10 protein-coding genes and 1 pseudogene are annotated in these 12,186 nt (G+C 43.0%); 4 read left to right on the top strand and 7 right to left on the bottom strand.

The window, feature by feature from the left end; all coding sequences use genetic code 11:
• Positions 1-153 precede the first annotated feature (153 nt).
• The 3 genes from B3D47_RS13975 to bfr all read left to right on the top strand — a co-directional run bounded on the left by B3D47_RS13975 (position 154) and on the right by bfr (position 1,658).
• Complete coding sequence (locus tag B3D47_RS13975; protein WP_108675580.1) at positions 154-537, top strand: RidA family protein; 384 nt, start codon at positions 154-156, stop codon at positions 535-537.
• 220 nt (positions 538-757) lie between these two features.
• A complete protein-coding gene (locus B3D47_RS13970) occupies positions 758-952 on the top strand; it encodes a bacterioferritin-associated ferredoxin (protein ID WP_005223443.1) in 195 nt (64 codons plus the stop codon).
• A 241-nt stretch (positions 953-1,193) separates the two neighbouring features.
• On the top strand, positions 1,194-1,658 hold the full coding sequence (gene bfr, locus B3D47_RS13965) for a heteropolymeric bacterioferritin subunit Bfr (RefSeq protein WP_286862593.1): 465 nt from the start codon (positions 1,194-1,196) through the stop codon (positions 1,656-1,658).
• 55 nt (positions 1,659-1,713) lie between these two features.
• On the opposite strand, the gene B3D47_RS13960 is transcribed toward bfr, so the two are convergent.
• Positions 1,714-3,351 (bottom strand): PglL family O-oligosaccharyltransferase, encoded by a 1,638-nt coding sequence (locus B3D47_RS13960; protein ID WP_286862591.1) that lies wholly within the window; start codon positions 3,349-3,351, stop codon positions 1,714-1,716.
• Positions 3,352-3,666: 315 nt separating this feature from the next.
• Here B3D47_RS13960 and B3D47_RS13955 point away from each other — a divergent pair, with 315 nt between their 5' ends.
• Positions 3,667-4,110, top strand: coding sequence for a pilin (locus tag B3D47_RS13955; RefSeq protein WP_286862588.1), 444 nt, complete (start codon positions 3,667-3,669; stop codon positions 4,108-4,110).
• A gap of 419 nt (positions 4,111-4,529) precedes the next feature.
• Here B3D47_RS13955 and B3D47_RS13950 read toward each other — a convergent pair.
• From B3D47_RS13950 to gltB, 6 genes and pseudogenes are all read right to left on the bottom strand, one after another.
• Positions 4,530-4,817 (bottom strand): annotated as a pseudogene (locus tag B3D47_RS13950) (hypothetical protein); the annotation flags it as partial.
• A gap of 23 nt (positions 4,818-4,840) precedes the next feature.
• Positions 4,841-5,401, bottom strand: a complete 561-nt coding sequence (locus tag B3D47_RS13945) for a TPM domain-containing protein (protein ID WP_286862585.1) — start codon at positions 5,399-5,401, stop codon at positions 4,841-4,843.
• Positions 5,395-6,432 carry a TPM domain-containing protein gene (locus B3D47_RS13940; protein ID WP_286862582.1) on the bottom strand — a complete coding sequence of 346 codons (1,038 nt, stop codon included), beginning with the start codon at positions 6,430-6,432 and terminating at the stop codon, positions 5,395-5,397. Before B3D47_RS13940 ends, B3D47_RS13945 begins: the two co-directional genes overlap by 7 nt.
• 28 nt (positions 6,433-6,460) lie before the next feature.
• A complete protein-coding gene (locus B3D47_RS13935; protein ID WP_286862572.1) occupies positions 6,461-7,051 on the bottom strand; it encodes a LemA family protein in 591 nt (196 codons plus the stop codon).
• Between the two features lie 185 nt (positions 7,052-7,236).
• On the bottom strand, positions 7,237-8,658 hold the full coding sequence (locus B3D47_RS13930; protein WP_004896267.1) for an FAD-dependent oxidoreductase: 1,422 nt from the start codon (positions 8,656-8,658) through the stop codon (positions 7,237-7,239).
• 72 nt (positions 8,659-8,730) lie between these two features.
• The coding region (gene gltB, locus B3D47_RS13925; protein WP_286862569.1) for a glutamate synthase large subunit at positions 8,731-12,186 on the bottom strand (3,456 nt) is incomplete at its 5' end.

Raw genomic sequence — 12,186 nt, 5'->3', positions numbered from 1 at the left:
GCGTAATTTAAGTGTTTTCATGAGCTTATTTTAGATCATGTTAAATTAAATGTATTGATTTTTAAAAAATTCAACGACATTTTATGTCGTATTGCTTATATCTCTGACTTTCAGGACAGAGTTTTACGCTCCATTTGATAAAAGGAGAAATTAATGTTCCGCCAAGTAATCCATACTGAAAATGCCCCAGCTGCCATTGGCACCTACTCTCAAGCCATTTTAGTCGGGAATACACTCTACTTATCCGGTCAAATTGGTCTAGATCCATACAGCATGGAACTGGTTGAAGGCATTGAGACTCAGATTCGTCGTGTATTTGACAACTTGAAAGCAGTTTGCGAAGCAGCTGGCGGCTCTCTGGCAGATATTGCCAAGCTCAATATTTACCTGACTGACCTTTCTCACTTCCAGCTGGTTAACCAGATTATGGGTGAATACTTTGCCCAGCCTTATCCTGCACGTGCAGCTTTGGGTGTAGCAAGCCTACCTAAGGATGCACTGGTTGAAATGGATGGTGTAGTGATTATTAATCAATAAGTTATCAAAATCACTAAATCTCCAGCCTGCAATATTTAATTCTAAATTATAAATCGCTCTTGCGCAGAAATCCGAGCAGCACTCGGATTTCCGCTCAGGTGGTATTTTTTTATCTAAATCCCCAATTATTTTGAACGCATTTTCAAATGATTTTTATTGACAAACGATAATAATTATCAATAATATCACTTATCTTATTTAATTACTGTGGTTATCTGACATGTACGTTTGTCTATGCCGTGGCATTACTGATCAAGACATTAAAGAAGCTGTTGCCAATGGGGCGGAAAGCTATCGTGAAGTACGCGAAATGCTTGACCTGGGCACGTGTTGCGGTCGCTGTGCACCTGAAGCTCGTATGATCATCAGTGATGAAGTTTCCCAGATTGCGGCGCGTCTGGCAGTTGCAGCCTAAATAGTATATTGAATACCCCTATAAATATAATGATAAAAACAATGATCTCTGATCATTACTCCTCCCCGCCCTCGACTCTGGCGGGTTTTTATTGTTTTAGATTTCATTTGATACTATTTGATTGCGATTTTCATTTGCAGTTCAATAAATTACTCGCCATTGCCGAGCCATATGATTTAAGATAATCTGATATAAAAACCCATAAATACAAATGGGTCATCAAGCTATACGGAGTGATACAATGAAAGGCAATCGTGATGTAATTAATCAGCTGAACCAGGTGTTGTATCACCACCTGACCGCGATTAACCAGTATTTCCTGCATTCACGCATGTTTAATGACTGGAGCATTGAAAAGCTAGGTTCAGCCGAATACAAAGAATCCATCGTGCAGATGAAACATGCCGATAAAATTATTGAACGCATTTTATTTTTAGAAGGTCTGCCGAATTTACAGCATCTAGGTAAACTGTATATTGGTCAGCACACTCAAGAAGTGTTGCAATGTGACGTACGCAAAGTCAAAGAGAATATTGAAACCATCCAGCAAGCCGTGGCTTTAGCTGAAACTCAAATGGATTATGTGACTCGTGATCTGGTTCAAGAAATTCTGGAAAAAGAAGAAGAATATTTAGACTGGACAACGACTCAGCTTGATCTAATTCAAAGTGTGAGTATTGAAAACTATATTCAAAGCCAGCTTTGATTTCTTAAAGACATAAAAAAGCCATCATGATGATGGCTTTTTTATTGAGTTAAAACTATTTCGGCATATCTTTAATAACTTCATCATAGTTCAGTTCAGTTTTTTGAATCGTATTCAAACGCCAGAGCTGGTGATGTGCCTCTTTAATATAACCATTATAGGCCAGTAAACGAATATATTTTAGCAAGTTGTATTTGGTTGGATAACTCACCACCAATTTTTCATATTCATGAATTTCATTCTGACTCATCTTGGTATAAGGATTTACACGAATCCAGGCAATACGATGATTAAATTCTGTCAGCAAGAAGATCGGCTTTTCATTGGTAATTTTTTCCGGCTGCTGTTCATAGCGAATGCTCTGACCGAGTTTTGGTACAGCGGTATCATAATCCCGGTAAATGACTGCAATTAAAATAACACCCACCGCAAAGATGGCTTTTATCAGCCACGATGGCATAACAAGCTGCTTAGCTACATCTGAACGCTGCGCTAGTACTGTACCGATAATAAAACCCACTGGTAACAGGAAATAAGCATAGTGCTGTGGGAACTCAAACATGGCATGGGTAACAAAGGCACCGATCATCAGAATCCCAATGACAGATTCAGGCGTGCTGACCCAGCGTTGTAACTGATAACCTAAATAACCCAAGTAGGCCAAGAATGGCAGTCCAATGATCAAGCCATTCCAAAGCAGGAAATCGATAATAAAATTATGTGCGCTACGAATCCAGACCGGACCTTGAACTGTATCCGTGATCGAGACAAAAGCGACACTGGTCTGATACCAGCCATAACCAAACCATGGCTCAGCCTGAATCGCGGCCAACATTTGCTGCCAGATCGCAAGTCGTGACATATCGCCTGTAGCGCGCGAAACTACATCACGGCTTTGTACCACATCTGTATCTATCGCTTGAGCTGCTAGCTGGCTGAGTAATGGAAAAGCAACAATGCAGGAAATAAAAAAGACGAGCCAGGCTGTGCTGTAATACCATTTCAGGCGAATAATCCCTTTATATTGGTAGAATGCCAGATAAAATATGATCGCGATCGCAGCCACCCAAGCAGTACGTGACTGACTTAACGCCACTCCCATAACAATCACAGCAGCACAAGCAAATAGCCATTTGGTTTGGATTTTTTTCTTTTCATACAGATAAAGGCAGCTCATCAACGCCATAAGCAAAAAGGTCGCCATATTATTGGGTTGAGCAAAGTTGGCAAAAGGTCGCTGGTTGCCACTAATATTGACCATGCCTGGCAATATTGAATCCAGATTAGACCACTGACACAGCGCAATTAAACCCGTAATCGTCCCTGAAGCCAAAAATACATAACTCAGATTAGTGAAAGTTTCTTCTCGGTTCAACTGCCCCATTGAAAGGTTATAGCCTAGTACACTCGCCAGCCAGAAGCTCAACACATAGAGTGCTCCCATCATAGCTGTACTAAAGAAAAATACTTGTCCTGCTAGCAACTGGATAAGCGGCACGCCAGCGAGTAGCAATAAAGGCAAGCTAACTGTTGGAATTTTTAGTTTTTCTTTTAAATAGATTACAACTAGCGTAAATAATGCAAAAAATGCATATAGTTCACCCGTATAAGTCACCCATGGACGGTAATGAACAGGCATAAGCCATGCGAGGGAGATAAGAATTGCTGCGATCAGGACGAGCGTGAATTTCATGGAAATATCAGGCGGTAGAAGTTTGGCACATGATAAACAAAAAGCCGGTAATTTTGTGATTTCAATTTAATCTCTATTTATTTCTTATTCTTCTTATTCTTCTCAACGATATAAATATTTAATGCACAAAAACTGACATTATTTGTCACTTAGTTACATAAATTTACTTATACTTTTTTTAAATTTATAACTAACCAAATAATCTGTTGATTTCATAAGAAATTATTAAGTAATATACTTTGGCACACTTTGTGCTAACTATAAATTAGCTTACAAAGCTTATAATTAAATTAACAAACATTTGTGGAGAATGTTATGAATGCTCAAAAAGGCTTTACATTGATCGAGCTGATGATTGTGATCGCTATTATTGGTATCCTAGCTGCGATCGCAATTCCAGCTTATCAAAACTATATCAAACGTGCTGCATATACGGAAGTAACTTCTGCTATGGCTCCTATCAAAACAGCTGTTGATACATGTTATGCTATTGAAAAAGACTTAACCAAGTGTGATAGTGCAGGCGAAATTGGTGAAACAATGCCTACCAACCTCACTGCTAAAGCATTAAAATCAATTGCTATTGCAGAAAATGCGGTTATTACTGCTACACCTAATAATTTCAAAGGTATTGCAACTACCGAAATTTGTGTATTAACGCCAACAAAAGAACTTGTAGCGGCTGGTGGAGCTGAAACAGGTCGTTTAACTTGGACATATTCTGATAAGTGTGTAGACAACGGTTATGTTAAAAACTAATATTTAACTACTAGCAGTTTAAAAACGCACTTAAATTAAGTGCGTTTTTTATTTTTACCATTCTAAAAGGAGAAAATTATGCTTTTAAAAACACTAGAAAAAAACTTATCACCACAAGCACGACAGAAACTCAATACATTTAAAGCCTAGTCAACCCAAGCATGAATGCAAATTTCAACTCAAGTGATGAACTAGCATAGTATGACTTTATTATTCAAATTCACTTGGATCAGTGTGAAATAGATTATGAAATTTTTCAGCAATGGTTAATACAAGATATTAAATTTTCAGTAAAAGCAGCATCCATTCTTTCTGATCGCTTAAGCTCAGGTCTATTTCTACTCAATCATTATGAAAGTTGAATTCATCTAAAATTAATTTACCGCTAATTATTAAGTTAGCGGTATGATCACTTAATCTTAGGCTCTCTGCCTCAACTCAAAATTTTCTAACAACAGTGAAGTGCACTTTTCCAGCAGTTTTCATAATCCTTTTTTAACTGCTCATGATCAGTTTTAACCGCTTTAGTCTTACTTTTCGCTTGTTCAAGTTCTTGTGCAGCTTACTCAATTACCCCAATTAATGCAACATGACAGCTTTTCCTGATTGAACCATGCTTACGTCTTGCCTCCATTACAACAGTGTCATTACTAATTGCAGAGCCTTTCGGTAAGACAGTTAGTTTTATTAGCTTTTAGGCGATCTAAAGTAGTCGGTTATTTAATTAGAGTCACCCCAAAATTATCGGTTTATTCCCTAATTCATTATCTTTATCTTCTATTTTTCGATCATAATACTGATCTAAGACCTCTCCAATCTTCTTTACTCCTTCAATCACCCCTTGCTTAAACTGCTTTTGCTTTAATAATTGAACAATATGCTGACAAATCTGATCCCAGACTTCTTGAGTTGTCGCCTGTTTGATTCCTCGATCAATCACAATCTCAACCTTATGCTCACACAAGTTTAAATATAGCAATACCCCACTATTATATTCGGTATCCCAGACACCGAGCTCGGCAAAGAGTTGTCGAGCTCTACACAAAGTATCCTGATAATAGGCTGATCGTGCGGATAAGCATCCCTCGATTACGACCTGAATTTCTCCGACATGACCATGCTCTGCTTCTTCAACAGCTAGTGCAATCGCATGTTGATCCTGCTTGGAGAAAAAACGCTTGGTTGCCGGCATATAAAAGAAATGCTTGAGCCAGCGTTTAAAACTCGGCCGTGCATATTCTTCAAGCTTCGGCTGTGTGACAATCTCTGTTGTATCTGTCGTTGTTACCATGAGCCTGATGCTCCTCCCCCACCAAAACCGCCACCGCCTCCACCGAAGCCGCCACCACCAAAACCACCGCGGCCGCTACCGCCACGACCAGCACCAGAAGCAAAGGCATACAAAAGTAGTTGCGCCAGTGAAGTGATTAATACAAAAAATACACCAATCCCAATCATTAAACTGGCAATTAAGCCCATGCCATTGACTAGGCCAGCAACTGTACCTGCAACTGCAGCAGTTGCAGCACTAAGTTTTTTACCAAAAATCATCGAAGCAACCACACCAGCGATGATAATAAAAATAACCGAACCAAAAGTTGCTTGAGAAGCTTGCTGGGCTTTATAAGCCTGTTCCTGACGCTCTTTCAGTTCATCCGCGGCCTGTGCCGCGATTTCAGGATCGAGATTTAAAATCCGTTCTATTTCAGCCAGTCCTGAATCAATCCCCTGAGCATACTGCCCTTGCTTAAAATATGGCGTGATTTTATGGTTAATAATCCGTCCTGCTACGATGTCCGGCAGTACGCCTTCCAAACCATAACCGGTCAAAATCTGAATTCGGCGATCATTGATGGCAATGGTCATCAATAAACCATTATCCCGTTTAGCCGAACCAAGCTGCCAGGCTTCAGCTACGCGCATGGAATAATCAAAAATATCTTCCTGTCCGGTAGTCGGTACAATCACCACACCAATCTGACCTTTACCTTCATTATAAAGTTTCAGGATACGCTGGCTCAGCTGCTGCTTTTCAGCAGGACTCAGTAAATTTGCCTGATCAATCACCGGTTCATTCAGACTCGGCAAGTCGCGCTGAAGCTGCCCTTCTGCCATATCATTGGCAATTTGTGGCTGTGATGCTGCAGTTTCTGTACTTTGATCCGGAGTATTTTGATTCGTTTTAGGCTGCAAGATTTCACGCGCCACGATGACTTCTTCAGTATCCGTTGCTGTGGCTGTTTCTGCTGAAGCCGGTGTTGTTAGCCCCATACCCAATATGAGGAGCAACCCAGCACAGTATTTCAGCAGCATCTCAGGCATGTGATTTCTCGCTTATTTATACGTCAAATTATTCAAAAGACACCGTTGGAGCTTTCTGGGCACTTTGCTCTGCACTAAAGTTTGGTTTGGTATCCATACCAATCACTTTGGCTGTCATCACTTGCGGGAACTGGCGTGCATAAGAGTTAAAGTCCTGAACCGTAGTGATATAACGATTGCGTGCCACAGCAATCCGGTTTTCTGTACCTTCCAGCTGCACCTGTAAATCACGGAACTGCTGATTGGCTTTCAGGTCCGGATAGTTTTCAGTCACCGCGAGCAGGCGTGATAAAGCACTGGTCATTTGTGACTGTGCTTCCTGATAACGCTGGAACAGTTCAGGATTTTCCAAGACTTCCTGATCGACTTTGAGGCCTGCTACATTGGCACGTGCCTGAGTGACTTCTGTGAGCACCTGCTCTTCATGCGCGGCATAGCCTTTCACCACATTCACCAGATTCGGCACCAGATCGGCACGACGTTGATACTGGTTCTGTACTTCAGACCAGGCTGCAGTCACAGCCTCATCTTTGACTTGCAAAGTGTTATAGCCACAGCCACTCAGGGTTAAGGTACTGGCCAGCATCAAAGCTATGAGAGATTGTTTTAATACATGCATGATGTCTCATCCTCAATTCTTTATTGATATTTATATAATTAATTTGATTTTAAACAGTATTTTCTAAAGTTTTGTTACTTTTTATAATCTTTTTAATGCTTCCTATTTTAAGCTTGGAAATCATCAAAAATTTAAAAAACCCGCCGTAGCGGGTTCTTTAAATGATTTCAGTGAATTTTTAACTGTTAGATATCGAGGTAATCCAGGATACCTTCTGCAGCCTGACGACCTTCCCAGATCGCAGTGACCACTAGGTCTGAACCGCGCACCATATCGCCACCAGCAAAGATTTTTGGATTCGAAGTCTGGAATTTATATTGCTGCTGTTCAGCGGCAAGCACACGACCAGAACCATCGAGATTAATCTCGACATCTGCAAACCAGCCCGCTGGGCTGGTACGGAAACCAAAGGCAAGCAATACAGCATCCGCAGGCAAAATTTCTTCTGAACCTGGAATTGGTTCCGGGCTACGGCGACCACGACTGTCCGGCTCACTGAGTTGAGTCGTAACGAATTTCACCCCCGTCACTTTACCATTTTCACCGACAATTTCGATTGGTTGACGGTTAAACTGGAATTCCACCCCTTCTTCACGCGCATTTTTTACTTCACGACGTGAACCCGGCATATTTTCTTCATCACGACGGTAAGCGCACATAACAGACTCAGCACCCTGACGGATCGAGGTACGGTTACAGTCCATCGCCGTATCACCACCACCTAAAACGATGACTTTTTTGCCTTCAACGCTGATGTATTCCGATGGATCTTTTTCCCAGCCCTGACAACGATTGACGTTAGCAATTAGAAAATCCAGCGCATCATAAACACCATCCAGGTCTTCACCAGCAAAGCCACCTTTCATATAGGTATAAGTGCCCATGCCCATAAATACAGCATCGTAGTCAGCCAGTAACTGGTCGATGGTGACATCTGTACCGATTTCGGTATTCAGACGGAATTCAACCCCCATACCGGTGAAGATTTCACGACGGCGTTTCATCACATCTTTTTCCATCTTGAATTCTGGAATACCAAAAGTCAGCAGGCCACCAATTTCCGGACGCTTGTCAAATACCACTGGTTTAACACCATTGCGTACTAGAATATCGGCACAACCTAGACCTGCAGGACCTGCACCAATGATGGCAACTTTTTTATTGGTCCATTTTACTGAAGACATATCTGGACGCCAGCCCAATGCAAAGGCAGTGTCATTGATATATTTTTCTGCATTACCAATGGTGACTGCACCGAAACCATCATTTAAGGTACAAGCACCTTCACATAAACGGTCTTGCGGACAGACACGACCACAAACTTCTGGCAAAGTATTGGTTTGATGACACAGTTCAGCTGCCTGAAAAATACGGCCCTCTGCCAGCAACTTCAACCAGTTTGGAATGTAATTATGAACCGGACATTTCCATTCACAGTACGGGTTACCACAACCTAGACAACGATGTGACTGATTTGCAGCCACTTCAGTAGTGAAAGGTTTATAAATTTCCACAAATTCTGCTTTGCGGACGTCAATCTCTTTTTTCTCTGGATCTTGGCGTGCTACATCCAGGAATTGAAAGTCATTACTTAGGCGTTCTGCCATGTCTCTCTCCGTGGGTAGATGCAAGGGGTTCACAGTTGCCTTGCATCTGCCTTCATTTCTGCAGTAGTGGAATTATTGTGGATCAGCTTGAGTTGTTTTCAACAGCGTTTGCAAGTTGGCAGCTTTTGGTTTTACCAACCAGAACTTACGGCTATAGAAGTCAAACTCGTGGCGGATCTTGTACGCCCAAGCACTACCTGTTTCTTTAATATGTTCATCCAAGATACGACCCAGGAACGCTTTGTGCTCTTCCATCGCTTCCGTAGAAATACGGTTCAGCTCAATCAGTTCATGGTTGTAATGGTCAACGAAGTCGTTATCCAGATCAAGTACATAGGCAAACCCACCGGTCATACCTGCACCGAAGTTGTGGCCTACTTTACCAAGCACAGTCACAATACCACCAGTCATATATTCACAGCAGTGGTCGCCCGCACCTTCAATCACGGCGAAGGCGCCAGAGTTACGTACCGCAAAACGCTCACCCGCAGTACCTGCAGCAAACAGTTTACCGCCAGTCGCCCCATACAGACAGGTGTTCCCAATAATTGCGGTATTTTGTGTCTGGAATGGTGAACCTTTCGGTGGGAAGATCGAGATACGACCACCAGCCATGCCTTTACCGACATAGTCATTGGCATCACCTTCAAGGCTGATGTGCAGACCACCGGCATTCCATACACCCAGTGACTGACCTGCTGTACCCAGCAAGTTTACTTTAACCGGATGCGCTTCCATGCTGAGGTTGCCATAACGTTTTGCAATCTCACCAGACAGACGTGCACCAATCGAACGGTCACAGTTACCAATGCTGTAGTGATATTCGCCACCAGTACCTGCTTCAATCGCTGGCAGAATTTCTTCCACCATTTTCTCAGCCAGAATACCTTTATCAAACGGCGCATTGCCCTGAACTTCACAGTACTGTGCTTTACCTTCAGCTGCAGGATGTGACTCCAGCAGTTTGCTCAGATCTAGATGTGCATGCTTGTCAGTTTCACCTGGCAAGACTTCTAGCAGATCGGTACGGCCAATCAGGTCTTTCAGACTAGATACACCGAGTGCTGCTAACCATTCACGGGTTTCTTCAGCAATAAAGGTGAAGAAGTTGATCAGCATTTGTGGTTCGCCGATGTAGTGTTCTTGACGCAAGTGATCCTGCTGGGTTGCTACACCGGTTGCACAGTTATTCAAGTGGCAAATACGCAGGTATTTACAACCCAGTGCGATCATTGGCGTCGAACCAAAACCGAAGCTTTCTGCACCCAGAATTGCTGCTTTCACAACGTCCAAACCGGTTTTTAAACCACCATCGGTTTGTACGCGGACTTTACCACGCAGGTCATTTACGCGAAGGGCTTGATGCGCTTCACTTAGACCAAGCTCCCAAGGCGAACCTGCATGGTGAATAGAGGAAAGTGGAGAAGCCGCTGTACCGCCGTCATAACCAGAAATGGTAATGAAGTCAGCATAGGCTTTCGCTACACCTGCCGCAATCGTACCGACACCTGGTTCAGAAACAAGCTTAACTGACACCATCGCCTGTGGGTTAACTTGTTTTAAATCAAAGATCAACTGTGATAAATCTTCAATTGAATAGATGTCATGATGCGGTGGTGGCGAAATGAGGGTTACACCTGGTACAGAGTAACGCAAACGAGCAATGAGACCGTTTACTTTACCGCCCGGCAACTGGCCACCTTCACCTGGTTTTGCACCTTGCGCGACTTTAATTTGCAGGACTTCTGCCGAAGTTAAGTAAGCAGGAGTCACACCAAAACGGCCCGATGCAATTTGTTTGATTTTCGAGTTACGAATAGTGCCGTAACGCGCTGGATCTTCACCGCCCTCACCCGAGTTTGAACGACCACCAATCGTGTTCATGGCAATCGCAATCGCTTCGTGCGCTTCAGGCGACAACGCACCTAAAGACATACCTGCAGAGTCAAAGCGAGGCAGGATCTCTTCCACCGATTCCACTTGATCCAGTGCAATCGAATTGTCTGTTTTCAGTTTGAATAGGTCACGGATCGTTGCGATCGGACGGTTATTCACAAGTTCTGCATATTCTTTAAAATCAGCATAATTACCAGAACGTACTGCTTTATGCAGTGAATTAATTACATCCGGGTTAAATGCATGGTATTCCTTACCGAAGACAAATTTCAGCAAGCCACCTTGATCAATTGGTTTACGGTTTTTCCACGCGATATCAGCCAATTGTTTCTGGTCATTTTCCAGATCAACAAATGTTGCACCCTGAATACGGCTTGGTACACCAACGAAGCACGTGTTCACGACTTCATTGGATAAACCCACTGCTTCAAACAGCTGACCGCCACGATAAGACGCAACCGTTGAAATACCCATCTTGGACAGGACTTTCAGCAAGCCTTTTTCAATACCCTTACGGAAGTTGTTTTGCGCGTATACCGGATCACCCAGCAATTCACCTTTCGCGACCAGATCATTGATCACGTCATAGGCAAGATATGGATAGATCGCTGTCGCACCAAAGCCTAGAAGTACAGCAAACTGATGTGGATCACGAGCAAAACCAGTTTCGATAATCAGATTCGCATCGGTACGCAGACCTGTATTGATCAGATAATGGTGTACTGCACCAGTGACCATCACAGCATTAGCTGGCAAGAAGCCTTCACGAATTTTCTTGTCTGAAAGAACCAGTAAAGTCTTACCATCACGAATCGCTTGGGCAGATTCTTCACAGATACGTGAGATCGCCGCTTCAAGACCTTCCGTTTCTGGATAGTTCAGATCGATGTCCGCAATTTCATAACCTTTACGGCCAATGGTACGGATCTGATGCATTTTTGAATTCGTCAGCACCGGGCTGGATACGATCAAACGGTCTGCATGCTCTGGGCTTTGCTCAAATACATTCTGTTCACGACCGAAACAGGTTTCCAGTGACATCACGATCGATTCACGTAATGGATCGATTGGCGGGTTAGTGACCTGAGCAAACTGCTGACGGAAATAATCGGAAACGTGACGTACCTGACGTGATAACACGGCCATTGGCGTATCATCACCCATTGAACCTACAGCTTCCTGACCGCTTTCTGCGATTGGACGTAGTAACTGGTCACGTTCTTCAAAAGTTACCATGAACATTTTCTGTGCTGCTTTCAGGCTATCACCTTTTAAGCCTTGATCGCACAGGTATTCTTCCAGTTCAGGGCTACCCTGTAAACGTACTGAATTTTCACGCAGCCATTCACGGTATGGACGCATACGTTTCAGGTGGTTATTGACATCCTGAGTATCTAATACTTTACCAGTCAATGTATCCACAACCAGAATCTGGCCTGGACCTACACGACCTTTAGATACTACATCTTCAGGCTCATAACCCCATACACCGATCTCAGACGCCAGGGTGATATAACCATTTTTAGTCACGACCCAACGCGCAGGACGCAAACCATTACGGTCCAGCATACAGATCGCATGACGACCATCCTGGATGACTAGGCCTGCAGGACCATCCCATGCTTCCATATG

Origin of the sequence: Acinetobacter sp. UBA3461 (assembly GCF_002381195.1) — a bacterium.
Taxonomy (GTDB): Bacteria; Pseudomonadota; Gammaproteobacteria; order Pseudomonadales; family Moraxellaceae; genus Acinetobacter; species Acinetobacter schindleri.
The sequence above is the reverse complement of the archived record's forward strand: the minus strand, read 5'-3'. Positions and strand labels throughout refer to the sequence as shown.